Source organism: Chryseobacterium sp. RU33C (genome assembly GCF_900156015.1).
Taxonomy (GTDB): domain Bacteria; phylum Bacteroidota; class Bacteroidia; order Flavobacteriales; family Weeksellaceae; genus Chryseobacterium; species Chryseobacterium candidae.
In genome coordinates, this window is the sequence record NZ_FTMT01000003.1 from 231,172 (window position 1) to 256,944 (window position 25,773).

The 25,773-nt window shown below is 36.6% G+C and carries 26 protein-coding genes and 1 riboswitch; of the genes, 10 read left to right on the plus strand and 16 right to left on the minus strand.

Translation table 11 applies throughout. The features are described from left to right. Positions 1–91: 91 nt before the first annotated feature. Together BW946_RS04490 and BW946_RS04495 are read left to right on the plus strand one after the other, a co-directional pair. Entirely contained in the window at positions 92–940 is an 849-nt protein-coding gene (locus tag BW946_RS04490) for a GNAT family N-acetyltransferase (RefSeq protein ID WP_076595009.1), read from the plus strand. Positions 941–1,048: 108 nt separating this feature from the next. After that, positions 1,049–2,332 (plus strand): alkaline phosphatase family protein, encoded by a 1,284-nt coding sequence (locus BW946_RS04495; protein WP_076595010.1) that lies wholly within the window; start codon positions 1,049–1,051, stop codon positions 2,330–2,332. A 106-nt stretch (positions 2,333–2,438) separates the two neighbouring features. On the opposite strand, the gene BW946_RS04500 is transcribed toward BW946_RS04495, so the two are convergent. Then, entirely contained in the window at positions 2,439–3,317 is an 879-nt protein-coding gene (locus BW946_RS04500) for an NAD(P)H-binding protein (RefSeq protein ID WP_076595011.1), read from the minus strand. A gap of 81 nt (positions 3,318–3,398) precedes the next feature. On the opposite strand from BW946_RS04500, the gene BW946_RS04505 reads away from it, so the two are divergent. Further along, on the plus strand, positions 3,399–3,827 hold the full coding sequence (locus tag BW946_RS04505; protein WP_076595012.1) for a winged helix-turn-helix transcriptional regulator: 429 nt from the start codon (positions 3,399–3,401) through the stop codon (positions 3,825–3,827). Positions 3,828–3,880: 53 nt separating this feature from the next. Here BW946_RS04505 and BW946_RS04510 read toward each other — a convergent pair whose 3' ends face one another. Next, complete coding sequence (locus BW946_RS04510) at positions 3,881–4,936, minus strand: NAD(P)-dependent alcohol dehydrogenase (RefSeq protein WP_136522677.1); 1,056 nt, start codon at positions 4,934–4,936, stop codon at positions 3,881–3,883. A 190-nt stretch (positions 4,937–5,126) separates the two neighbouring features. Between BW946_RS04510 and BW946_RS04515 the strand changes: the two genes are divergently transcribed. After that, a complete protein-coding gene (locus BW946_RS04515; RefSeq protein ID WP_076595013.1) occupies positions 5,127–6,029 on the plus strand; it encodes a helix-turn-helix domain-containing protein in 903 nt (300 codons plus the stop codon). Positions 6,030–6,398: 369 nt separating this feature from the next. After that, positions 6,399–6,566, plus strand: a complete 168-nt coding sequence (locus BW946_RS21340) for a hypothetical protein (protein WP_168802009.1) — start codon at positions 6,399–6,401, stop codon at positions 6,564–6,566. Positions 6,567–6,641: 75 nt separating this feature from the next. Here BW946_RS21340 and BW946_RS04520 read toward each other — a convergent pair whose 3' ends face one another. The 6 genes from BW946_RS04520 to lpxK all read right to left on the minus strand — a co-directional run bounded on the left by BW946_RS04520 (position 6,642) and on the right by lpxK (position 12,528). After that, positions 6,642–8,114 carry an alpha-amylase gene (locus BW946_RS04520; RefSeq protein WP_076595014.1) on the minus strand — a complete coding sequence of 491 codons (1,473 nt, stop codon included), beginning with the start codon at positions 8,112–8,114 and terminating at the stop codon, positions 6,642–6,644. A 44-nt stretch (positions 8,115–8,158) separates the two neighbouring features. Next, on the minus strand, positions 8,159–9,256 hold the full coding sequence (dinB, locus tag BW946_RS04525; RefSeq protein ID WP_076595015.1) for a DNA polymerase IV: 1,098 nt from the start codon (positions 9,254–9,256) through the stop codon (positions 8,159–8,161). A 181-nt stretch (positions 9,257–9,437) separates the two neighbouring features. Beyond that, positions 9,438–9,893: a GNAT family N-acetyltransferase gene (locus tag BW946_RS04530; protein WP_076595016.1), complete on the minus strand. Its 456-nt coding sequence runs from the start codon at positions 9,891–9,893 to the stop codon at positions 9,438–9,440. Positions 9,894–9,978: 85 nt separating this feature from the next. After that, positions 9,979–10,494 (minus strand): TlpA family protein disulfide reductase, encoded by a 516-nt coding sequence (locus BW946_RS04535; protein ID WP_076595081.1) that lies wholly within the window; start codon positions 10,492–10,494, stop codon positions 9,979–9,981. 209 nt (positions 10,495–10,703) lie between these two features. Then, the gene (locus tag BW946_RS04540) at positions 10,704–11,519 is read right to left on the minus strand and encodes a purine-nucleoside phosphorylase (RefSeq protein ID WP_076595017.1); all 816 of its coding nucleotides are present in this window, start codon (positions 11,517–11,519) and stop codon (positions 10,704–10,706) included. Further along, a complete protein-coding gene (lpxK, locus tag BW946_RS04545) occupies positions 11,503–12,528 on the minus strand; it encodes a tetraacyldisaccharide 4'-kinase (protein WP_076595018.1) in 1,026 nt (341 codons plus the stop codon). The genes BW946_RS04540 and lpxK overlap by 17 nt, the downstream gene beginning before the upstream one ends. A 108-nt stretch (positions 12,529–12,636) precedes the next feature. Here lpxK and truA point away from each other — a divergent pair, with 108 nt between their 5' ends. The 3 genes from truA to BW946_RS04560 all read left to right on the plus strand — a co-directional run bounded on the left by truA (position 12,637) and on the right by BW946_RS04560 (position 15,735). Beyond that, positions 12,637–13,368 (plus strand): tRNA pseudouridine(38-40) synthase TruA, encoded by a 732-nt coding sequence (truA, locus tag BW946_RS04550; RefSeq protein WP_076595019.1) that lies wholly within the window; start codon positions 12,637–12,639, stop codon positions 13,366–13,368. A 27-nt stretch (positions 13,369–13,395) separates the two neighbouring features. Continuing rightward, positions 13,396–13,740 (plus strand): hypothetical protein, encoded by a 345-nt coding sequence (locus tag BW946_RS04555; RefSeq protein ID WP_076595020.1) that lies wholly within the window; start codon positions 13,396–13,398, stop codon positions 13,738–13,740. 243 nt (positions 13,741–13,983) lie between these two features. Continuing rightward, on the plus strand, positions 13,984–15,735 hold the full coding sequence (locus BW946_RS04560) for an ABC transporter ATP-binding protein (protein ID WP_076595021.1): 1,752 nt from the start codon (positions 13,984–13,986) through the stop codon (positions 15,733–15,735). 88 nt (positions 15,736–15,823) lie between these two features. On the opposite strand, the gene BW946_RS04565 is transcribed toward BW946_RS04560, so the two are convergent. Continuing rightward, positions 15,824–16,438 carry a class I SAM-dependent methyltransferase gene (locus BW946_RS04565; protein ID WP_076595022.1) on the minus strand — a complete coding sequence of 205 codons (615 nt, stop codon included), beginning with the start codon at positions 16,436–16,438 and terminating at the stop codon, positions 15,824–15,826. A 204-nt stretch (positions 16,439–16,642) separates the two neighbouring features. Continuing rightward, positions 16,643–17,317, minus strand: a complete 675-nt coding sequence (locus tag BW946_RS04570) for a DUF4919 domain-containing protein (RefSeq protein WP_076595023.1) — start codon at positions 17,315–17,317, stop codon at positions 16,643–16,645. Positions 17,318–17,535: 218 nt separating this feature from the next. On the opposite strand from BW946_RS04570, the gene BW946_RS04575 reads away from it, so the two are divergent. After that, on the plus strand, positions 17,536–17,751 hold the full coding sequence (locus BW946_RS04575; protein WP_076595024.1) for a hypothetical protein: 216 nt from the start codon (positions 17,536–17,538) through the stop codon (positions 17,749–17,751). A 57-nt stretch (positions 17,752–17,808) separates the two neighbouring features. Here BW946_RS04575 and BW946_RS04580 read toward each other — a convergent pair whose 3' ends face one another. Together BW946_RS04580 and BW946_RS04585 are read right to left on the minus strand one after the other, a co-directional pair. Continuing rightward, on the minus strand, positions 17,809–19,101 hold the full coding sequence (locus tag BW946_RS04580; RefSeq protein WP_076595025.1) for an MFS transporter: 1,293 nt from the start codon (positions 19,099–19,101) through the stop codon (positions 17,809–17,811). Positions 19,102–19,208: 107 nt separating this feature from the next. Next, positions 19,209–19,961: a DUF3575 domain-containing protein gene (locus BW946_RS04585; RefSeq protein WP_076595026.1), complete on the minus strand. Its 753-nt coding sequence runs from the start codon at positions 19,959–19,961 to the stop codon at positions 19,209–19,211. 166 nt (positions 19,962–20,127) lie between these two features. Between BW946_RS04585 and BW946_RS04590 the strand changes: the two genes are divergently transcribed. Further along, positions 20,128–22,212, plus strand: coding sequence for an outer membrane beta-barrel protein (locus BW946_RS04590; protein WP_076595027.1), 2,085 nt, complete (start codon positions 20,128–20,130; stop codon positions 22,210–22,212). A 62-nt stretch (positions 22,213–22,274) separates the two neighbouring features. Here the strand turns inward: BW946_RS04590 and BW946_RS04595 are convergent, their stop codons facing one another. The 4 genes from BW946_RS04595 to BW946_RS04610 form a co-directional block, all read right to left on the minus strand. Beyond that, complete coding sequence (locus BW946_RS04595; RefSeq protein ID WP_076595028.1) at positions 22,275–23,273, minus strand: T9SS type A sorting domain-containing protein; 999 nt, start codon at positions 23,271–23,273, stop codon at positions 22,275–22,277. Between the two features lie 136 nt (positions 23,274–23,409). Then, positions 23,410–24,057 carry a 3,4-dihydroxy-2-butanone-4-phosphate synthase gene (gene ribB, locus BW946_RS04600; RefSeq protein ID WP_076595029.1) on the minus strand — a complete coding sequence of 216 codons (648 nt, stop codon included), beginning with the start codon at positions 24,055–24,057 and terminating at the stop codon, positions 23,410–23,412. Positions 24,058–24,149: 92 nt separating this feature from the next. Beyond that, positions 24,150–24,275: riboswitch (FMN riboswitch) on the minus strand. 126 nt (positions 24,276–24,401) lie between these two features. Beyond that, positions 24,402–24,842, minus strand: a complete 441-nt coding sequence (locus BW946_RS04605) for a DUF1801 domain-containing protein (RefSeq protein ID WP_076595030.1) — start codon at positions 24,840–24,842, stop codon at positions 24,402–24,404. A gap of 39 nt (positions 24,843–24,881) precedes the next feature. Beyond that, a complete protein-coding gene (locus BW946_RS04610) occupies positions 24,882–25,661 on the minus strand; it encodes an alpha/beta fold hydrolase (protein ID WP_076595031.1) in 780 nt (259 codons plus the stop codon). Between the last annotated feature and the right edge of the window lie 112 nt (positions 25,662–25,773).

Consider the following 25,773-nt stretch of genomic DNA (forward strand, 5'->3'; position numbering starts at 1 on the left):
TTTCAGGGAGTTTGCTTTAAAATTTATATATTTGTGTATATCCTGATTTTTAACAAAAAGAAATTTCCTGATCTTACAATTTTTATAACCAATGGAATTTAAAACTTTAGCTGATATCACAACAGATGAGCTTTTATTTGTGTTCAATCATTCATTTTCTGATTATGTTGTTCCTTTTCACTTAACAAAAGAAGTGCTTGTTGCAAAAATAGCTGCCGAAAAACTGGATATGAATATTTCTGCCGGAGCATTTGAAGAGGGCAAACTGGTAGCTTTTATTCTTCAGTCTGAAAAAATTGAAAATGGAGAAAAGATTATCTACAACGGAGGTACAGGAGTTGTTCCGGAAAGCAGAGGCAAAGGATTGGTGAGAAAAATGTATGATTTTATCATTCCTGTTTTAAAAGAAAGAAATGCCAATACATTGCTGCTTGAAGTTATTGAAGGAAACCAGCCTGCTATAAGGGCTTATGAAAATTTAGGTTTTAAGATTGTCAGAAGACTGCTTTGCTTTAACGGAAGTATTAAGCAGAATGGAAAAGAAAATACTGAAGTATCTATACGAGACTTAAAAGACTTCCAATGGAATGTATTATGTTCTTTCTGGGATATTGAACCTTCATGGCAGGGATCAGTTTTCGTATTGAAACCGATGCCGGAAAATTATGTGACTTTAGGGGCTTATAAAGATGAAAATCTGGTTGGATATATTGTTTATGGTCCTGCTTCTAGAAAAATATATCAGTTTGCTGTAGATAAGAATTACAGAAATCAAGGAATAGGCACAAAGTTGTTTAATGCAATTAGAGAAAAAAATAACGGACAGACTATAGCCCTGAATAATGTGGATGATTCCTCAGAAAATACAAGTAAGTTTCTTAGTGAAAGAGTAGGACTGAACAACTGGCTGTCACAGTTTGAGATGAAAAGGTCTATTTAACAGGTATTCATTTTGATTCAAAAAAATTAGGGGGTTTTAATATACTTTTAATCTCTTAAACTTTTCAGGGAGAAGGATAGGATGTAACTTTGCTGAAAATTTTAAATAATGAAGCGAGGAATCCATTTTTTACTGCTGTTCATTTCCTTTACGGCTTTTGCACAACAAGTCAATATTGACACTGCCCAGGTGGTTATACCAGGAAGACAAAACAGCACGGAAGCACAGTCGAAACCTTATGTGATTATGATTTCAACGGATGGTTTCCGTTATGACTATGCCCGGAAATATAATGCTGAGAATCTTTTAAAACTGTCTAACGGCGGGGTGAAGGCCGAAGCAATGATTCCAAGCTATCCAAGTATTACTTTCCCTAACCACTGGAGTCTAATTACCGGACTTTACCCTTCTCATCATGGTTTGATTGATAACTTTTTTTACGATTACGAGCGAAAAGAAGGCTATGCAATGAGTAACAAAAAAAATGCTGAGGACGGAAGCTGGTACGGAGGAACTCCGCTTTGGGGTCTTGCTGAAAAGCAGGGAATGGTATCAGCCTCTTTAATGTGGGTAGGATCTGCAAGTGATGCCGGAGGAATAAGACCCACTTATTATTATCCTTATCATGAAAAATTTACCCCTTCAGAAAAAGTAGAAAAAGTAGTCAACTGGCTGAAATTACCTGAAGATAAAAGACCACACTTTATTTCATTATATTTCCCGGAAGTAGATGGAAGCGGGCATCATTATGGTCCGGATACCAAAGAAACAGAAACAGCTGTTCATTTGATAGACCAGGCTGTTGGTGATCTTGTTCAGAAAGTAAATGATTTAGGATTAAAAAATGTCAACTATGTTTTTGTTTCTGATCACGGAATGATTAAAGTAGATGGAGGCACACCGTTGGAGATTCCGGCTGTTCTTTTTGATAAAAACAGATTTGATTTTTATAATTCCCAGACTTTGTTAAGAGTTTACGTTAAAAACCCGAATGAGATAAAAAAGGTTTACAAAGAACTGAAAGCTCATAAAACAGATGATTACGAAGTATATCTAGACAAAAAGCTTCCTAAATATCTGCACTTCGCTACAAGAGACGATCAATACAACAGAATAGGACAGATTCTTCTCATTCCGAATGCTCCGAAAATTTTTCTGGAAAAAGGTAAAAAATCATCGGTTGGAAAGCATGGCTATAATCCTAAAGTTGTTCCGGAAATGAAAGCTACTTTCTTTGCCTGGGGACCTGAATTTAAAAATAATCTGGTGATCAGTGAATTTGCCAACATTAATGTTTATCCTTTGGTTGCTGAGGTTTTAGGATTAAAAATTGATCAGCCTATCGATGGAAAACTGAAAGTTTTAAAGAAAACCCTGAAAGACAAGAAATAGTCTGAAGGTTTACCATATAATAATTAAAATAAGTTTCGGCGCACCAAAGGTGCGCCGAAACTCATTTTAATTCCAGTCTTGAACTTTTGTTTCAAGACCAAAGAAATTAAAACTTAGAAGAAAATTCCTTTGCAAAATCTTCTAACTTAACGCTTCCCGTAACAGGAGAACCATGATCAATAAAATCTTTCTGTACAACTCCTGTTCTTATTCCCCTACCCATTTCAACATACAGCTTAGCCATATCTTCAGGTAATCCTGCCTGAAGCATTCCGTTTAAAGAATCTTCATCAGAGAATTCTACCCATGGAAGTTCAGGTTTATTCACTGCAATTCCTAAAACCTTTGCAAAATCTGAAGCTTTTCTTACATCACTTACAATATATCTGATATTGTTGGCATTTCCGTCTTTTATCAGTTCTTCAGCAGCGGCTTTGGCAATATCAGTAGGGTGTACTACGGGTACTTCAATACTTGCAGGATAATTTCCTCCGATGATTCCTGCATTTTGAATCATCGGAATATCATTGAAGAAGTTATTATAAAAATATCCGGCTCTTAAAAAAGTAAAAGAAGTATTCTCTACCTCGTTGTATATTTTTTCAATATTGTGAAGACCTGCGATGGGTCCGTTTTCAACCGGGGATTCTGCTCCTACGCTGCTTAGCATTACAGCTCTTTTTATATTTGCATTTTTTAAAGCTGTAGCATAATTTTTTCCTGCATTGGTAGTATTTTCCACAATCTTATCCGGACTGATAGCAGGAGGTGTCATGACAAAAACAGCATCAGCTCCTTCAAAAGTTTGCGTTAAAAAATTAATATCGGTGATAGATCCTATAGCCGGTGTTGCTCCCAGAGATTCAATATCCTGTTTTCTTGCATTACTGCTGCTTACTACTGTAATATCATGCCCTTGGGCAATTAATTGTTGTGCTAATGGTTTAGCTACATTTCCTAATGATCCTGTGATTACAATTTTCATAATAAATATTTTTTTATTTCCGGGAACAAAGTTATATTTGTACTTACTTTTATACAAGTACTTACCCTAAAGTATGTAGATATGACAGCCATCAAAGAAAGCTCAACCATTCAGGAAAATAAGAAAACAGTGCAGGATTGTCCTGTAATGTACGTTATGGAAAGAATTGGCGGATTCTGGAAACCTATTATTCTGTTTAATCTTTCCACAGGAGAAAAAAGGTACAGCGAGTTGAAGAAAGCAATTCCTGCAGTAACAGAAAAAATGCTCATCCAGCATTTGAAGCAACTGGAATCAGATGGATTGATTATCAGAACAGCAAAGCCTGTTGTACCGCCTCATGTGACTTATAAACTGAGTGAAGCAGGTAATGAATTGGCTCCTGTGATTGATGCAATGGCAGCATGGGCTTTTCAGGATATGGAAAGGAATGATAATAAATATGCCAAAGGAAACAGATATATGCTGAATCAGGATCAAGATACTTTTAGTCAAAACCTGAAAAAATAAAAATAGGTTCTTCAATCCGAAGAACCTGTTTCTGTTAATATTCTATAGAAGAATTACAAAGACTGCATATCAATTACAAAACGATATTTTACATCACTTTTCAGCATTCTTTCATACGCGCTGTTGATATCCTGCATTTTAATCAGTTCAATATCAGAAACAATATTATGTTTTCCACAGAAATCTAACAATTCCTGTGTTTCTGCAATACCTCCGATTAAAGATCCTGCTACAGAACGGCGTTGGAAGATCATCGGTCTTGTGCTTACTTCGGTTTCCTGAAACTCACCTACGAATCCTACAAGAACCAAAGTTCCGTTCAAAGAAAGAGTTTGCATATAAGGGTTGATGTCATGCTCATAAGGTACAGTATCAATGATAAGATCAAATTTACCCTTTACAGCGTCCATCTGTGAATCATCCGTAGAGATCACTACATGATCTGCTCCAAGTTGTTTGGCATCATCAGTCTTTCCAGGAGTTCTTGAGAATAAAGTAACTTCAGCTCCCAGTCCTTTTGCCAGTTTAATAGCCATGTGGCCTAATCCACCTAATCCTACAACTGCCACTTTTGAACCCGGCCCGGCATTCCAGTGTCTTAATGGTGACCAAGTGGTAATTCCTGCACATAGAAGGGGCGCTACTGCTGCCAGATCTAAATTTTCAGGAACACTTAGTACAAAATGCTCATCAACGACTACTTTTTGAGAATATCCTCCGAAAGTGTGGCCTCCAAGGTGCTTATCTTTTCCGTTATAAGTTCCTGTAAATCCATTTTGACAATATTGCTCCAAATCGTGTTTGCAGCTGTTGCAATGTCCGCAAGAATCTACCATACATCCTACTGCTGCAAGATCTCCTGCTTTAAATTTGGAGACTTCGCTTCCTACCTTTGTAATTCTTCCTACAATTTCATGTCCCGGAACTACAGGATATAAAGATCCTCCCCAGTCGTTTCTTGCTGTATGAAGATCAGAGTGGCATACCCCGCAGTAGAGAATTTCAATTTCTACATCCTTTGCGGTTACTTCTCTTCTTTCAATATTCATTTCTTTCAGATCTGCTGTGGTAGACTCTGCACCATAAGCTTTTACTGTGATTGTACTCATTTTTTTATATTTAGTTTATTTAGGTTTTTAATGATTGTGTTTTTGATAATGGTTTCCAAAACATTACAAAAATCGATACTTTATTGTAAATCGTGCTTATACAGATTACCGAATTACTTACCAATTTTACAGACATCATTTCAGTTACAAATGAAAGTGGTAATTTTGAATAGCAATAAAAATATACTTCATGGAAAATCAGGAGGTTGAAATCTATAACACGGTCTCGGAATATAATAAAATGGCGAATCATGAAACCCTGCACCCGCTGGTGAGTATTATTGATTTTTCCAAATCTGATCCTATTTGCCAGTATAGAAGGAAATTTGGGTTTTATACCGTTTTCCTGAAAGATGTGATGTGTGGAGACATGCAATACGGGAAACACAGCTACGATTATCAGGAAGGGACTTTGGTTTTTATTGCTCCCGGACAGACGTATGGAATTTATAATAAAGACAGATCTGTTCAGCCTGCAGGTTTTGCTCTGATTTTTCATCCGGACTTAATAAAAGGAACTAACCTGGGGAAGAATATGAAAGACTATTCTTTTTTCTCTTATGATGTACATGAAGCATTACATCTCTCGGAAAAAGAAAGGGAAGTGGTGCTGGACTGCTTTAAAAATATTAAACTCGAGCTGGAACAGGCTATAGATAAACACAGCAAGTCTTTAATTGTTAATAATATTGAACTGTTTTTGAATTACTGTATGCGTTTTTATGACCGCCAGTTTATTACAAGAGATCATATTAACCAGGGAGTCATCGGAAAATTTGAAAATCTGGTAGATGATTATCTGAAGTCTGAAAATCCAAAAAATATAGGTTTTCCCATGGTCAATTATTTTGCAGAAAAGCTGAACCTGTCTGCCAATTATTTCGGAGATCTGATCAAAAAAGAACTGGGAATTTCTGCTCAGGAATTTATCCACAATAAGCTTATTGATATAGCCAAAGAACAGATTCTGGATCAGGGAAAGACAATCAGTGAAATTTCCTATGATTTAGGCTTTAAATATCCGCAGCATTTTACAAGACTGTTTAAAACCAAAGTAGGTGTTTCTCCAAGTGAGTATAAAGTACTGAACTAGTTTTTAAACACTAATAGCACTAATTTTTTCACAAATGGCACAATGATGGTTCGTGGATATTTGTGAGATCATGGGTGAGATTGGTGTTTAAATAATTAAAAGTTTTCACCGTTGTAAAGATGACACCAAATCTGGAGCTCCGAAAGATGTAGCTGGTCATCAAAATTTTAAAACCTCTTACCTTAATCAATATTCCAACTGAAGAGGCAAACATTGACATCCTTAAACGGGGTGGTTCATCATATTTCCAATATTTATATTTTTATTATATAAATTGTGTATGTTAAATCAATAAATAATACTTAATGTTTATCCATAATTGTATTTTTTAATGTATATTTAGTAATTAAACCAAAAAAAATAGTAATTATGAAAACAAACAAAGATTACAAAGTGAGAAAACTGAATCGACAGGAATTAAAGAGTTTAAAAGCCGGAGATATTAACAGAGGTAAGGTGTGCTGTACTTCCAACGAAGACGGTCAATGCTGTGAATGGGCTAAAGATATTTGGTACTGCCAGTATATCTATTGCTAAAATATACTTCTGATAAGAACAAGGCATAACTGATCGTCTGGCCAGGTATGCCTTTTGTTTTGCTGAAATTTAATCTTATTCAGGAATCCAGACGCTCACGTTTCCTGCCGGAGCAGGAAAATCTCCCCACCCGTTTTCATCAATGGTTACTTTTTCTTTGAATCTTTTCAACACATCTTTGAATTTTTTTCCTGCATACAATGTTCCCATTTCCATGGGCTTGTTGTAAGAATCTTTATTGCTCAGAACAACAGCACATCCGCTATGTTGATCATCTCCCATACGTACCCAGCCGAGGCAGTTCGCATCCTCAAAATAATCATGCTGGTCTCCATAGGCATGATCTTTCCTTGCTTTTAGTAACTCTTCAATACCGTCTACTTTGGGCATGAATATTTCCTGATCATTGCCTTCTCTGTCTTTATCCACATAATGAGCACCATAGAGATCAGGATAAAATATACATGGGTAGCCATCTTTTCTCAATAAAATAAGGGCATAAGCAATAGGTTTGAACCATGGCTCAACAGGGGCTTCAAGATCCTGTAAAGGCTGTGTATCATGATTGGCTACTAAACTGACAGAGTGTATAGGATCTGCCTGGGTAAGTGTTTCATCAAAAATTCGTCTGAGATCATAAGAAGCTCCTTCCCTGGAGGCTGTATGAAAATTATTCTGCAGGGAACTGTCAAAAAGACTCATGCATCCTTCCGTCACTTCAATATATTTTTGGAGAAGATGGAGATATCCGGGAGCCCAGTATTCTCCAACGGCGAAAATGTCTTTTCCGGAATTAGAACGGAGCAGCATAAGCCATTCTTTATAAAAATCAAAAGAAATATGTTTTAAAGCATCCAGTCTCACTCCATCAAAATCGGTCTCGTCAAAATACCATTTTGCCCAATTGTTGAGTTCTTCCCGTACAAAAGGATTCCGGTGCTCAATATCATTATACATCAGGTAATCATAATTTCCTTTTTCATCATCTATCATTTCCTCCCAGTCATTTCCGTATTCTGACTGTATTTTAAAGATATAGGAATCCATCCCTTCTGCATAATCCACACCGCTGAAACAGGTGAAATTCCATTCAAAATCAGAATATTTTTTTCCTCTTCCGGGAAAAGTGAATTTTGTATAAGATTCTATTTCGATGACATCGGAAATTATTTTTTCCCTGTTCTCTTCATCTACTTTTACGACTTTAAATTTTTCCAGTTCGTCACCACCGGCTTTATGCCCGAGAACAATATCTACAATGACTTGTATATTTTTTTTCTTTAAGGCTTTAATGGCTTTTGTATACTCGTTTTTCGTGCCGTATTTGGTAGGAAGCGTGCCTTTTTGATCAAACTCTCCCAGATCATAAAGATCGTAAGCATCATATCCGGTAGAATAACCGCCATTTGTTCCTTTATAGGCTGGAGGAAACCATACAGAAGTAATTCCAAGTTTTGCCAGGTATCCGGCCTGTTTTTCTGCTTCTTTCCACAATTTTCCGTCGCCTTCAGAATACCAATGGAAAAACTGAATCATGGTTGGGTTCATAAATTTGCTGATTTGGTTGATACAAGATAGCGAAAAAATATGACCTATTCATTTTCGAATTCTTCAAACGGGATTTTTAGTTGAACTAAAACCTGTTTTTTCTCTTCTGTATTCAATTGAGAGAGGGATAATCCGAGCAGACGTACTGCTTTATCAAAAGGACGAAGTTCCCAAAGTTTTTTTCCGGTATTATAATACTGCTCAGGAGACGAAAAATAATCTTCCCTGGTTATACTTCTTGTGAAAAGAGAGAAATCTTTATATTTTATCTTTAAAGTTAAAGTCCTTCCGAGAATATTATTCTTCTGTAATCTTTGGTGGATTTCCTCTGCAAGGCTTTCCAGCTTTTCATTGATCTGCTGTTCATCCAGAAGATCCTCAAAAAATGTTCTTTCCACAGCCACACTTTTCTGAATACGATGAGGCTTTACTTCAGAAGTATGAATCCCGCGCACCACATTGTAATAATGCTGGCCGGACTTTCCAAAAAGCCTTACCAGATCTTCAAGCGATCTTTTCTTTAGATCTTTTCCTTTATAAATTCCTAAACTAAACATTTTGTTGGCTGTTACCTTTCCAACACCATAAAATTTTTCCACAGGCAGTTCTTCCAGAAAATGCTCCATTTTATCAGGATGAATGGTTTTCTGGCCATTCGGTTTATTAATATCAGAAGCTACTTTAGCCAGAAACTTATTAACTGAAATACCTGCAGAAGCCGTCAGACCGGTCTGTTCAAAAATTTTCTGACGTATTTCTTTGGCGATGAGGTTAGCCGATTCCATTCCTTTTTTATTTTCAGTAACATCCAGATAAGCTTCATCGAGTGATAGGGGTTCTACCAGATCGGTATATTCATAGAAAATTTCCCGGATTTTTTTGGAAATTTCTTTATATCTGCTAAACCGGGGGGGAACAAAAATAAGCTGAGGACACTTTTCTTTGGCCGTCTTACTGGGCATTGCAGAACGTACACCGTATTTTCTGGCTTCATAACTTGCGGCTGCCACTACACCCCGGTGCTGCCCTCCTACGGCTATTGGTTTTCCTTTCAACTCAGGATTATCATGCTGCTCCACAGAAGCATAGAATGCATCCATATCCACATGAATAATTTTACGAAGAGGCAAAGAAAAATCCATATACAAAGATATGGATTCCTTTATTTACGGTAAATTTTTATAGAAGGGAAGTTTGAAGCTGGAGACTGGAAGGTAATGAGGATAATATGGAAATTGATGACCTGTTTATTGAAAATGAATTAAAAAAATAACGGATTATTTAACGCATTAAGATTACTTCCATATCCCATCTTCCAGCCTTTTATGGTTTTAATCTCATCAGAAGAATATGAGGTTCAAAACCTGCTTTTTCATAAGCTTTTATAGCGGATTCATTTTGAGCATATACCTCTAGTCTTACCTCATTGATTCCTCTTGATTTTGCCCAGGCAATGAGTTCATCGGTAATCACTTTATTGATTCCTTTTCCTCTGTACTCAGGCTTTACATACATAAAACCGAGATAGACATATTCTTTAAACCGGTAATAGTTCTTCTCTGCTTTTTTGATCAGGGCATAGCCTGATGCAATGATTTCATTATTCTCTTCGGCAACAATTAAGGTTGCTTCCGGAGATTGTATCAGAGATTTTAAATCATAATAATGAATCTCTCCATCAATCAATGTACTGTTGAAAGGTCTTTCTGCAGTAACAACTCCCTGTTCAAATTCTAAAAGAATTTCTAAATCCTGTTCTGTGGCTTGTCTTGTGATCATGGTGTTTAATAAAATTTTAAAAACTCATTGAAAGCAGATGAGTTCCAATGAGTTTTATGTTTTTCGAATTAAAAATAAATGGCAACTATTTTAAAAGTCTGTCTATGGTTTGCTGAATTTCAGGATCGTCAGGGGAGATTGCATAATATTTGGCAATAGAAGATTTCTGATCAATCACCATATATCTTGGGATCCAGTTAAGATCTACATAATTATTAAAATCGTTTTTCCAGCCCGTAGAAAACCAGTAATTTTCTTTGTGTTTCATATCAAATCTTTCCAGACTTTTTTCAAACCCTTCTTTTGAACGGTCTAATGATAGAAATACAAAATCAATATTTTTGTTGTGTTCTTCTAATTCCTTGGCTTTTGGAAGAGCATTTAAACAGTCTCGGCACCATCCTGCCCAAAAATCAATCACTAAAACTTTTCCTTTATGCTGATCCAGTATCTGCTGAATGGTAATGGCTTTTCCTTCTTCATCTTCCAGTTTCTGTTGTAAAGCTTCTTTTGAAAATCCTGTTTTAAGGACTGAAGGCGCTTTTTGTGAATAGCTTATTCCAAAAATACCTATCATAAATAATAATATCAACTTTCTCATCCCGTACAATTTCATTTGTACAAATCTAAACAATGAATTGCAATCTGAGATTGATTTATCTGGAATTAGGAAAAATTTATAATATTGATGGATTCTATGGGATGGGAGAGTGGGAGTGTGAAAACCACCCCGTCAAAAATTCAAAGAATTTTTGACACCCCTCCAGAGGATGGGAATGTTACGTCTTCAGTTGTAGTATTAGGTTATTTTTACCGATAGTTTTTAATCAAACCTTTGACAACAGCAATTACATTCGGCATTGCTTTGTTGGCTGCATTCAGAACTTCTTCGTGAGAAACGGCAAAAGCAACATCTGGCCCGCCAAGATCGGTGATGACAGAAATACAGAATACATCCATCCCCATATGTCGGGCAACGATGACTTCGGGAACAGTACTCATTCCTACCATATCACCACCAATGGCTTTAATCATTCCGTATTCGGCAGGAGTTTCAAAAGTTGGACCTTGTAATGCCACGTAAACTCCCTGATGGATTTTAATCTGGTGATCTGCAGCTGCCTGTTCCGCAATGGCAATCATTTTTTTGTTGTAAGGCTCGCTCATATCCACAAAACGTGGTCCAAGCTCATCTATATTTTTTCCGCGTAACGGATGCTCGGGCATCATATTGATATGATCTTTCAGAATAACAATATCTGCCACGCTATAGGCAGTGTTTACCCCGCCGCAGGCATTGGAAAGAATAAGATTTTGAATTCCCAGCAGATGAAAAACTCTTATCGGGAAAGTGACCGTCTCCATTGAATGTCCTTCGTAATAATGGAAACGTCCGCTCATCATCAGTACTTTTTTTCCTTCCAGAAGTCCATAAATCAGTTTTCCGGTGTGTCCGGCAACAGTAGTTTGTGGGAAATGGGGAATGTCTTTGTACTCTAAAACGTGGATGGGTTCTACTTCATTTTGTAACTTTCCAAGACCGGATCCTAAAACAACTGCAAAATCAGGAGTTTCCTGAATGATATTTTTAATAAAATCTGCGGTCTCTTTAATTTTTTCTAACATAATCTAAGATGATTTGGTTGAATTCTTCTTTCTTATCAATAAGTACATTGATAGGCCAGTAGTAAACAATATCTCTAAGATAGTCAAAAGTTTTCAGACGTACATAATCTTTCTCCGTGGTTAATATCAGTTTATATTCTCCGAGTTTTTTGTATTCAGCAATAATTTTTTTAATATCATCATCTGTGAAATTATGATGATCTCTGAACTTTAAATGTTTCACCCTTTTTGAAAATTTTGCCAGATGTTCCAGAAGCGGTTTAGGATTGGCAATTCCGGTAATGAGTAAAATATCATAATAATTCAGGTTGTTATCCGGAAGCATTTTATCTTTTCCGTATACATTTTCGTCATAGCCGATGGATGAAAAGAATACTTTTTGTCCGTAAGAAGGTCTTATTCTTGAGATATAATACCTTTTTGTTTCTTCTGTGAGTTCATCAGGACATTTGCTGACCATGATGATGTTTGCTCTTTTATAACCTGCTCTTGATTCTCTAAGATCTCCGGCAGGAAGAATATAATCCTTGAAAAAAGGATCATTAAAATCAGTCATCAGAATATTGAATCCGGCCTTAATGGCTCTGTGCTGCATAGCATCATCCAGTACAAGAACTTCAAGATCCATGTCATCAATCACTTTTTTGGCTCCGGGAACACGTTCTTCGGAAACGGCAATTACGAAACGGTTTTTAAAGCGTTCAAAAAGCTGCATTGCTTCATCACCTACCATTTTGTAGTTGCTTTCGTAATTCGTTACTTCATAGCCTTTGGTAAGCCTTCCGTAGCCACGTGAAAGCACTCCGGTTCTGTAATGTTTGGATAGGAGCTGAGCAAGATACATCACCATGGGTGACTTTCCGCTTCCGCCCACAGAAAGGTTTCCGACATTGATTATCGGTGTTTTGAATTTCGTCGACTTAAAAATTCCCAGATCATACATTGTGTTCCGGATACCCGTTACCAAATGATAACCAAGGGAAAAAGGATAAAGGTACCATCTTTTCATACGATTGCAAAAATAGGAATTTTCATAAGCATTGATGTAATATTCTCGAAGACTTTTCAACAAATATTTCGTTAAATTAAAGTATTTTTGTGGAGTTATTACAATACATTGAGATACTTTATTGAATTTTCTTACAACGGGAAGAATTATTTCGGCTACCAGATACAGCCGGATGCTATTTCTGTACAGGAAGAACTGGAAAAAGCGCTGTCTACAATTTTGCGCGAAGAGATTAAAACAACAGGAGCAGGAAGAACAGATACAGGAGTTCACGCCAAAAAAATATTTGCCCATTTTGATACCGGAAAAGAGTTGGATGATCAGCTTACACGCAGACTGAACAGTTTTCTTCCACCCGATATTTCCATTAAAAGGATTTTTCCGGTAAAAGATGATTTTCATGCCCGTTTTGATGCGACTTACAGAACCTACGAATATTATATCTCCTTGGAAAAAAATCCGTTCACTCAGGAATCTGCATGGCAGCACTGGAAAAGAGGGCTGGATATGGATGCGATGAATGAGGCCTGCAAAATTCTTTTTGAATATGAAGATTTCACCAGCTTTGCCAAATTAAAAACCGACAACAAAACCAATATCTGTAAAATATACAAAGCAGAGTGGGAACAGAATGGTTCAGAGCTGAAATTCACCGTTTCTGCCAATCGTTTCCTGAGAAATATGGTTCGTGCTATTGTCGGAACGATGGTGGAAATTGGAACAGGAAAACTGAAACCTGAAGATCTTCGTAAAGTAATTGAAGATAAAAACCGGAACGCTGCAGGAACTTCAGCACCAGGGCACGGGCTGTATCTTGTAGATGTGGGATATGAATTTTAAATAAAAACTAAAAACAAAATAATAATCATGTTATCAATTTTTATTCTTATCGGCGCTTACCGATATTATGCGCAATTAGCAGAAAGGTTTGGAAAAACAAAGTGGCAGTATGGTATTCTGGCCATCGGTATTTATCTGGGTACTCAGCTTTTATTAGGTTTCGGTTATGGTATGTATATGGGATTAACAGATCCTGAATCCGCAGAAAATGTTAATTATACAGGATTTTCCGCCGTGAATATCATTGGCTGGTTAATCTCTATTGTCGCTGTTTGGGGTGTTTATAAATTCCTTGAAAATAAATTTGTCAAAGAAAGATCTGTAAAACCAATCATCGAAATTGAAGAAATAGGAAAGATCTCGGATAAGTAAGATCTGAGTATTGGAAATTAAGATTATCCTTTAATAAAAAGAGTTTTACTATTAATAGAGGTTTGCAATTGATGAAAAATATATACTGGTCTGAATGGAAAAAAGTGTTTAATATATTCATATTGTAAATAGTAGGTATCTTATATTTTCTATTACGATTTGCAGAAGTTGTAAAGGCGGTCCGGTTATAATGTCTTATTTTTGCATAGAATTTTATTTTAATTCTTTCTTTCGATTCGTACAATGAAAAAACAAGATACCTGGGGAATTATAAAAAGGCTGTTCTTTATCGGAATGAAATTTCGTTCATGGTTCATCCTTACCCTTATCATTTCCATATTCCTTTCTATCGTTTCTACTTACAGGCCTTATCTTACCATGCAGGTGGTGGATAATGATATTACAAAGCTGCATGATAAGGCTTTGATGATGAAACATATCTATATCCTTGTTGGATTGGTCTTTGCTGAAACAGTTTTAAACTTTTTCCTGGTTTATTTTTCAAATTTCATTTCGCAGAATGTAATCAGGGATATCAGAGAGCGTTTATATGCCAAGCTGATTTATTTTAAGACCTCATTTTTTGATAAAACGCCTATCGGGCAGCTGGTAACGCGTGCTGTAGGAGATGTGGAGACCATTGCAACGGTATACACAGATGGTTTCCTGATGGTATTTGGGGATATTCTGAGAATTTTGTTTGTACTGATTATGATGTTCAGTACCAATGTTCACCTGAGTTATATTACGCTGGCCATTTTACCTTTAATGGTTGTGATTACAAGATTCTTCCAGAAAAGACTGAAAAAAGCTTTCGGGGATGAGAGAAACTGGACGGCCAATCAGAACTCTTTTGTTCAGGAAAGACTGGCAGGAATGTCGATCATTCAGGTCTTCAACAGACAGGAATCTGAGTTTAAGAAATTTGATGATATCAATATTACGCTGAAAGGAGCATTACTGAGAACGGTATTTATTTTCTCACTGTTCTTTCCTGTAGTGGAACTTATTTCTTCATTATTCATAGGGTTTATTCTTTTCTATGGAGGATATATTACCATCAGTGCAGGAGTTGTAATTGCATTTATCCAGTATATTTCAATGCTGATCCGTCCATTAAGACAGATTGCAGACCGCTTTAACAATATCCAGCGGGGAATTGTAGGAGCGGAAAGAGTACTGGGATTAATGGATGAAGAAAACTCAATGCCGAATAACGGCACCGTGAAGAAAGATCACTTTGACGGAAAAATTGAATTCCAAAAAGTACACTTTGCTTACGATGAAAAGCAGGAAGTGCTGAAAGGAATAGATTTTAAAGTAAACCCGGGAGAAACGGTAGCGATTGTAGGGGCAACTGGTGCCGGAAAATCTACCATCATCAGCCTGATTACAAGATTATATGATATCAACTCCGGAAATATTCTCATTGATGATGTGGATTTAAAGGATTATGAATTGTATAATCTGAGAAGCCATATCGGAGTGGTATTGCAGGATGTATTCCTTTTCCATGGAAGTATTTTTGAAAATCTTGCCTTCGGGGATGACAGTATAACACTGGATAAAATAAAAGCAGGTGCACGGGAAATTGAAGTAGACGAATTCATCCAGCAGCTTCCCGGCGGATATGATTATGTAGTAAGTGAAAGAGGTTCATCCATCTCTTTAGGACAAAGACAATTGCTGTCTTTCCTGAGAGCTTATCTGTCAGATCCGAAAATTTTAATTCTGGATGAAGCCACATCTTCTATTGACCACGAAAGTGAAAAACTGATTCAGAGAGCAACAGAGAAAATTACCAAAAACAGAACCTCCATTATTATTGCCCACAGACTTTCCACTATTGAAAAAGCAGATAAGATTATTGTGATGGAGCATGGTAAAATTGTGGAAGAAGGCAAGCACCTTGAACTTCTGGATAAGAACGGTTACTATGCCACTCTTTACAAAGCCCAGCTGCGAGTAGAAGTGGAAGAAGAAAAAGAATTATAATCAGGAAGAATAATCATTCCTTTGAAATGAGATAAACAAAAAAGAGAGCCAGTAATGATTCTCTTTTTTTATCTAAATAATACACTCGTTACTGCTTTTTAAAATTACAGAATATGAAATTCTGAATGGTCTCGAAAGGAGTCGTGTGATCTTCAGTAATACATTGTAATTTTTTAAAACTTTTTTCAAATTTTTCTGATAATGATTCCTCGTCATACTGTTGAATATCCAATCCACTGCATTTCGTTGGACCGTTTTTCGAAAAAGTTCCGACGATTATAAAATTGTTCACATTTTTTTCTGCAATACCAATATATCTGGAAACCTGTTCCGGGGTTGTGAGAAAATGAAAAGCAGCCCTGTCATGCCAGATATCATACTTTTCTGTAGGCTCGAAATCCGTAATATCAGTGACAATCCATTTTACTTTACCTGCAGAATCACCCAGTCTTTGCTGTGCTTTTTCCAGAGCTTTGGCAGAAATATCAAGTACGGTAATATTTTCGTAACCATCCTCAAGAAGAAAATCAACAAGGTTACTGTCTCCGCCGCCAATATCAATGATGCTGGCTTCTTTTCCCAATCCGGAAGATCTTATAAAATCAAGTGATCTCTGAGGCTTTTTCTGAGTCCAGCTTACCTGATCCGGACTTTTGGTTTCATATACATTTTCCCAATGATTTTTGTTGTCTGAAGATATCATGATTCTTTTAATTGATTATTGATCTCTTCAAATTTATTAATTAATTCGCCAAGTTTACCCTGCTGTTTCTTTATGGTTAGTGGTTTCAGATAAAGCCAATTGAAGCGAGTCCAGAAAAGTGTTACTGCATAAGTGAGAATACCTGATCCAAACCGTCATTCCTGAAGTATATTCATACATAAAAAACACATTCCCGGAAAATGATTAATCTAATATTCTTCCGTAGAATCTGCTGATGTCAAAATAAAATCCTCCCACTTTGTATTTGTCCTTTTCGAACTCCTGATAGTCGCATTTTCCTTTCAGACTTTGTGATTTTGTTTCCATTTGGAATCTGTTTAAAAGTACATATTCATCCGTTACGGAAATAACATGAAAACCTGTTTCACATGTAAGTCCGTCACCGGAGGTAAGGATAGCATTTAATAATCCGTGGAAATTTCCCGCAATTTTTTCAGCAGTGGCATCGTCTTTATTTAAATGATATAAATAAGCCAGATAATTCATAGCACGCAGATCCAGTGGATTTTCATCCAAAGCATCGAGAAATAACTGGATTCCTTTGGACAGATCTTTTTGTGAAATACCCTCGCCTCGGTAATACTTGGCAACTTCTTCAGCTTTCTTTCCTGTTTTATAAGGCTGATATGCTTTTTGAAATGTATATCCGAAATAAAGATGACGATATTGATTCCTGGTAAGGAGCGTATCGTTCTGTTTTAATCTTTTTAAAAGTTTCGGATAATAGAATTCTGAACTTTTATCTTCAATATTTTTTTGAATGACAGCATAATCCGGTGCTTTAAATTCCATTTTCTGACCATGAAGGAAAGTAAGCAGCGTGAAAAAGAATAAAGAGAAAAATGCTTTAATATTCATGGTTTGTATAAGGTTGTGACAATTTTCTGTAAGGTTAAAAATACGAAATATACATCAATTGAATAATATCGATTAGCTATTTATAAAAAAAACAATAAAATATTACCAGAGTGTTACTTTGTGTTGATAAATTTACTAACTTTATTCGGAATTTGAGATGTTACCCCTGACATTTGAAGGGGTAAAAGGAATTTTTAACTAAAAAACTATAAATATTAATGAGCAGTAGTATCCAAGATGAATTTAAAGTCTTCAAAGACGAATTAAGAAAGTTGAATATCGAAGTACAGAAAGTGGTAAAAGTAGGAAACGGTAGTATGGATTTTCACGAGGTTTTCTACAAATCACCGAGGTATGAAGAGATAAAAAGCATATACGTCCAGCGTCATAATCTGGATAGTATGATTGAAAAATTTAAACAGGCCTATCATTAAAAATAGAACGAGCGCCACAGATTTTCTGCGGCGCTCGCTTTTTATAATTTTCTGATACTAATCTTTATCCAGTGCTGACGTTTTTTTGGTGTCTTTCATTCCGATATAAACAACCAGTGAAAAAAGAATACATCCGGTAATGTACCAATAAAAGTATTCTTCAGAACCCATCTTTTTAAACCAGAGTGCAATATATTCTGCCGTTCCACCAAATACCGCAACTGTTATTGCATACGGCAAACCAACGCCAAGTGCCCTGATTTCAGAAGGAAAAAGTTCTGCTTTTACTACTGCATTGATGGATGTGTAGCCGCTTACAATAATTAAAGCTGCTATAATCAGGAAAAATGCACCCCAGATTGATGTGGTTGTACTTAGTGCTGTAAGAAGCGGAACGGTACACAAAGTACCCAAAATACCAAAGCCTAAAAGAAGTGGTCTTCTTCCGATCCTGTCAGATAAACCTCCAAATACAGGCTGAAGGCATGCAAATATAAAGAGTGAAATAAAAGAGACTAATGTAGATTCTTCCTTTGTAAGGTGTACGGTATTCACCAGGAATTTCTGCATATACGTTGTATAGGTATAAAATGCCAGTGTTCCTCCTAATGTCAGCCCTACAACGGTAAGTAATGCTCTAGGGTGTTTCATCAGTTCTTTCACTGTTCCTTTTTTCTTTTCGCTGACTTCTTTTTTATTCTCAAAAGCTTCGGTTTCATGAAGGTTGGCGCGAAGATATAATGCAATAATAGAAAGCATTGCTCCAATCACAAACGGAATTCTCCATCCCCATTCCTCAAGCTGAGCCTCTGTGAGTAATAGTTTTTGTAAAATAAGCTGAATACCTAAAGCAATAAGCTGACCGCCAATTAAAGTGACATATTGAAAACTTGAATAAAATCCCCTTCTGTCCTGCGTGGCCATTTCGCTGAGGTAAGTTGCAGAAACCCCATATTCACCGCCAACACTTAATCCCTGAAGTAACCTTGCCAGTAAAAGTAATAAAGGAGCGAGAATACCTATGGACTGATAAGTAGGTGTAAGAGCAATCAGCAGAGATCCAAAAGACATCAGCAGAACGGAAAGCGTCATTGCTTTTTTTCTTCCGATTTTATCTGCAATACTTCCGAACATCCATCCGCCGATTGGGCGCATTAAAAAACCGACAGCAAATATTCCTGCGGTATTCATCAGTTGGGCATTCAGGTCAGAATCCGGGAAAAATGAATGGGAGAAATAAATGGCAAAGGCTGCATACGCATACCAGTCATACCATTCAACAAGATTTCCGATAGATCCGCCAATGATGGCTTTGATCCTTTGGCCTGTGGTGATTGAGTGTGAGTCCATAGAAGTATTTCCAGAAAGTTTTTAATAATGGCATCCAAGATACAAATTTCAGGAAAAAATAAACCGTTCTTAAAAGAGCGGTTTAATCCCAAATAAGAATGATTTTTCTAAAACCTATATCCAATGGAAAGTCCGCTTCTGAAACCTGCCCACGGCCCGTCCACTTTTATTCTGGCACCATTGGCATTGGTTTCTACGGTATACTTAACAAATGGAATATCCAGATTTTCAATTTCTTTTTTAAGCTCAGCCTGCATATCAGGTGTCAGCACATAATCTGAGGTCATGGTAAAATCACCTTTTCCACTTCCATAATGAGCTCCTGCGATCCAGAAATCAAGGACAAGATTCTGACTTCTGGTCAGAAAGAACTGTACGCCTACCATTAACCCACCGCTGTTGCCTTTGGTGTCTCCCTGGCCTCTTAGAGGAATTGGATAGGTGTTCCCGTCAGGACCATTGTAGTCATAATAAAAATTAAAAGTATTTGAGGTAACACTTGAATAACGGTAATACGGTGCAAAATAGAAACCTTTCCCATAGCCTTTTCCAATATAAAACCGGGGTTCTATGGTGAAATTGGTAGCTTTTACTCTCAGATTCTGGAATCTTTCTTCATCTTTATCTTTCAGAAAAGCATTGATAAAAGGGACTTTCCCTTCAGTCATAGTCCCGAATCCGATATTCACAGAAAACCATTGGTTAATGGCTCTTTCATAAGACAGATTGATATTTCTGAATGCATAAGCCGTACCATTGGTCTTGATGATATTCATCTTCTCTGCCGCGCTGTTATGAATTTCCTGAGCTCCCAGAACAGAAAACAGGAAGCACGGAATTAATAGAAATGCTTTTTTCATGACTCAATATTTTGTGATGTAAAAAAAGTACCAGCAAAAAACGGGCTGGATTTAACATAATAATTTGAATTTAAAGAAAAATAGGTCAATTATTTATTTGTTTGCTTTTATAAATGTAATATTTACCGGGAATTGATTGTCCTGATAGTATAATTCATCTTCAGACATGAAAAAAACTATATATACCATTTTCTTTCTTTGCAGTGCTTTTATATTTTCACAAGAGAAGAAGAATGATACAATGGATGCAGCAGCCACTAAAGAGATTCAGGAAGTTATTTTGAAATCACAGCGTAAAAAGCAATTTGCAGACAAAGCTGTTTATACTTTTGATAAAGAAGCACTGGAAAAGGCCCGGTATGCAAAAGATCTGCTTCGTACCCTTCCGGAATTGCAGCTGAATCCGGTAGAAAACACCATTACGAGTACTAAAGGAGGAACCATACTATTTCTTATCAACGGGATTGAAGCTACAGATATGCAGATCCGTAGTGTTGCGCCCAACGAGGTTTTGAAAGTAGAGTACTATGATATTCCTCCTGCAAGATGGGCGACAAGAGCAGATACGGTAGTTAATATTCTGACAAAATCTACAGAAACAGGGTATATGTTCGGGGCAGATGTGTCTGCGGCTTTGAATACCGGTTTTGTGAATGGTTCTGCTTATGCGAATTATACAAAAGGAAAAAATAATTTCGGACTTGAGTATTCCCTCAACCTCAGAGATTATAATGACAGAAGAGTCAACAGTATCTATGATTATCAGCTGAACGGGAAGCATTACCGCTCTGATGAAAACCGCAAAGATCATTTTGGATATACTTTCCAGAATATTGCTTTGCGTTATACGAGATTTGTTCCTGACGATTATTCTTTTCAGACAAAGCTGAATATGGATATTTTCAGCAGATTTTCGAAAGGAGTAGGACAAAGTGTCTTTACTGAAGATAATTTGAAGGAAGAACACAATATGTTCAAAAATAATGGTTCGGATTATGTGATTCCTAAGCTGGATCTTTATTTTTCTAAAAAAATTGGTGAAAAAGATGAGTTAAGTATTAATGTATTAGGTTCTCATTATACTACCAATACTACAGAAACAGCCAAAGAATGGATAGTAGGTTCAGGATTGTCTGTGTATGATAATGATATGGTATTGAAAGCAAAACAAACGGGCTGGGTTGGGGAGCTGGCACATATACATGATTTCAAGGCAGGAAAACTTTCATCCGGATATCGTATTTCAAGGTCTTCTATATCCAATGATTTGAATAATCTTGCAGGATATTCCCAATACAATGTCAACTATCTGGAACAGTATTTTTATAGTGAATTTGCCGGAAAAGTTGATCAATTTAGCTATCGTATCGGAGCAGGGCTTACCAATATTCACAATAAAAGTGCAGAAAATACTTTTGATGAATGGACTTTTACTCCAAAGGTTATTTTAGCCTATCAGATTAAAGGAAATCACAACCTTCGTTTTACGGCAAGTTATAATCCGGTAAGTCCATGGAGTAATGCTTTGAGTAGTAATGTGGTACAGTTGGTACCTAATATTGTTCAGAGGGGAAATCCTTTTTTAGAATCCCAGCAGGTTTTTTCTAATAACCTTATCTATTCTTTTAATAATAAGTATTTTGATTTTAATGCAGGTTTATTTTACCGATATACCAACAGGGTGATCAATCAGTACTATGTTCAGGATGAGGTGTTGAATGGATATGCATTAACTTACGAAAACGGAAAAAATGCTCAGAGATATGGAGTTCAGTTAACAGGTTCTTATAAACCTTTCGGGAATAGCCTTTTGGTTATAAAGGCTGTGATCACACCTACTTCCGAAACTGTGAAAACAAGTAAAGGTGTTTTGATAAAGAATGATTATTTGGGAAATTATTTTTCGATTTCTTCAGAATATAAATCTTTCTCCGTTCAGTACCAGTTCAATATTCCGGTGTATAGCCTTAGTGGAGCATTCCTGAATACGAATGAAAACCAAAATAATATTTTTGTGAGCTATAAACATAAAAGCTGGACCTTTTCCACAGGGATGTATTGGATAGGAATGCCTTCAGAGTATAAAACAAAAAGTTTATCGGAAAGCCTGGTAGATTATAAGGTACATACACAGATTATGAACAATAAATCCATGTTTGTATTAGGGCTGAGTTATGATTTCTCGAAAGGAAAAAAAACAGAAATTCAGCGAAAGCTTAATAACGAAACTGCTCCTGCAGCTACCTTTTAGAAGCTATTTTGAATGTTAATAAGAAATCCCCGCTCATTTGTAGGAGCGGGGATTTTGCTTTATTATTTCTTAATGAATTTCGTGTTCTTTGTGTCAGCAGCATTTTTTCCATTGATCTGAATGAAATAGGATGCAGGAGGAAGATCCGAGATCTGTATATTTCCGGATTTTACGTCTGAAGTTTTAACCAGTTTTCCGTCCAGACTGTAAATATTTGCTTTGGAATAATGATCTGTATTTCCTTTGAAACTGATAAAATCCTGTGCAGGATTTGGATAAACCACTAGGTTTTCTTTTTTCACTGCATTGTTTACCGCCAGAAATGTTTCGTTTAAAGCCAGTGAAGTTGCTACTGTCTGGTTGATACTCAATATTGGAACACTGATATTTCCGGTTGTAGAATTTAGCAAAGCATATCTGTGAGATGCATCGTAATAACCATAAGCTGTATTGGTAATGGTTCCGATAGGGTTAGAATAAATAACATCCAGAGATGAATACAGATTGAAATTCTGTGTGAATTTTACTCTGAGAACATTACTGTATGTTTGATTACCTATAATTAAAGTTCCGTAAGCATCAGCAATAGCTGTCATTGTGCCACTGAACAATCCGCTGGCAGAAGATGAGGAGAAAGTACCTTTAGCGGTGTCGTTTTGTGCCGGTCCGTAAGTTGTTGGATAATTGATATAAGTTCCATTGTCCACATTAAAGTTTAAAGTTGCCTGGGTATTTACAATTCCTGTAATTTCCAGTTTAGTGGATGAAGCTTTATAATAAACGGTTGTAGAACCGTCTATCATCTTAATGGTGGAACCTGGAAATGTTGCTATTTCAGTAGAGGTAGGAGTTGCATAGGTTGTTTGTGATGCTGCCCCCATCGTAAGTCCCGCGTTTGAGAATGTAGCGTTGGCTCCTGTAGCAGAGTTGTTTACGCCTCCGTTTGCAATATTGTAATTAACAATATTTCCGGAAATAGGATCATTGGCTGCTTTTGTAAGCGTAATCTGCGCAGAAAACATGGCAGAAGCTCCTAATAAAAGGAGTAAAGATTTTCTCATAGTCAAAAATTTTTGTTAAATGTAAATAAAAAATGGCATTCAATTATCAAATTAATTGCCTTTTGATTGGATTTTTAATAAAAAACGCCTGTTGATCGGTTCAACAGGCGGTCTGTGCGTTAAAAAATGTTTAGGTCTAGTTACTCATTACCATTTTACGGTAAGCATAAATATCTTCAATGGTTACCACACTCATTCCTTTTTTGAGAGCAAAGTCTGCAATTTCCGGAAGTCTTGCCATAGAACCATCTTCATTAGTCAGTTCGCAAAGTACAGCATCTTCACCCAGGTTGGCCATTTTTACAAGGTCTACACTTCCTTCGGTATGTCCACGTCTTTCAAATACACCACCTTTTCTGGCAATCAGCGGGAAAACATGCCCGGGGCTGGCAATATGCTCTGCCTGTGCGCCTGATGCTATCGCTGTTTTGATTGTGGTTATACGATCTTTTGCTGAAACTCCTGATTCCACACCTTCTTTAGCTTCAATGGAAATGGTAAAGGCAGTTTGATTTTTTGAATTGTTGTTTTCCACCATAGGGCGAAGGTTGAGGTGGCGGCTTTTCTCTTCAGAAATGCATAAGCAGACGATCCCGCTGCATTCACGGATTAGAAGTGCCATGTCCTGTTCTGTAATCGTGGAAGCGGGAAAGATGATGTCACCTTCGTTTTCACGGTTTTCGTCATCTACTAAAAGAATACCTTTTCCCTTTTGTAATGTTTGAAGTGCTTTTTCTACACGTTCTCTGGAGCTAGCTCCGAATTGTTCTAATAATTTTTCCATGTTATTTTACTTTTAAAAGTTAAAATACTCTTCGGTACATGGAAATGAAATACAACGCAACAAGAATCCATTAGGACTCTTATTGGTCATCTCATTTTCTTCTCCCATCCAGACTTTAACTGTCGGTTCCGGAATTTCACCAGATCAGTCCTTTCAGAAGAAAGGAGTCGCGGACTGTAACCGCCGGTAGGGAATTACACCCTGCCCCGAAGAAAACTTATACTAAGTTTTGCTGTATGTTGTAATTTAAATTTTTATTTCATTGAATAGTATTTAACGCACAGACTGCTAATTTCGGGAAGTTTTTTGAATTGGAGAAGAAATTGATGACGAATCAGCTTACATTATTTTTCTCTACAGGCACATTCATGATTTTCATTTAAATAAGCAATGGTTGTCCTGCATATTTTTTCTAAGATGTCAATATTGATGTCAGAAAGCTTCTTGATGTAAATACAGGATTTTCCCATTTTAAATTTTCCAAAGTCATCCAATAACCGCTTGCTTTCTTCGGTAGGCGAATAAACATACAGTGAAAACTCTGCTTTACGTGGTGAAAAGCCTATGAGCGGCATATCGCCTTCATGTCCGCTTGTATATTTATAATGATAACTTCCAAATCCGATAATGGTTGGTCCCCACATTTTAGGCTCAAATCCCGACCATTCACTCATCAATTGTATTAATTGAAAGCTATCCGATTTTTTTTCATTTTTTTCTACAAATGAGTTAATGAAATCAGTTACGTTTACGTCAGTTTCGTTAGTTTTATTTGCTTTAGCCATGGTTTCCCATTTTTTTAGTTATCATTTTTATCATATATTTCAAATCAGTCTTTTCAGGACATTATCTAAAATAGCATTGAACTCATCCGGTTTTTCCAGCATAGGATAATGTCCGACTCCTTCGATAATAACATAATCATAGTTTTTCAAATATTTACGGTTTGCTTCCAGATCAGTAGGAGAGGTATCAGAATTGATGGCAATAACTGGTATTTGAACTTGTTTCGCAATGGTATTGAAATCCGTTTTATATAGAGGTCTGAGAAGGTTGATGGCTAGTTCAGGCTTATTCTGAAGAAATTCGTACTGCAGTCTTTCTTTTACGTTAGCAGGAGTTTGCTCAACAAACAGGTATTGAGGCAAAAAGTTTTCCACCGCATATTTAAAATCCGTCATATACTGTGTGAATAAAATTTCTTCAGCCTGTTGTTCTGTGAAAGCTTCATCCAGATTTTTCAGGGTATCAATCAGAATCAGAGCTTTTACCTTTGGTATTTTCAAAGAAGCTTCAAGTACATAGGCGCTGGACATAGAATGTCCTATAAGAATGATTGCATCTGATTTCACAGTATCGGCAACTGCTTTAATGTCATCAGCATATCCGGCGCTCGTCCATTCCTTTCTTGAGGAATCAGATTTTCCGTGCCCTGCGAGATCCATTAGTACAATGTGATACTGACTGTTTAAATATTTTTGCTGAGCGTCCCACCATTCAGTATTCCCAAGCCATCCATGAATGAAGATTAGGGTTGTTTTTCCGCTTCCGGATTCTTTGTAACATATTTTCTGACCGTCTGATGATACTGTGTGTTTTTCCATTTAAAATTGTGAGTATTGGTTATTATAAATCAAATTTACAAATCGCAGTGATCATATAAGAATTGTTACCGCAGATAAATGGAAACTCACTCTAAAAATGCGGATAAGTTAT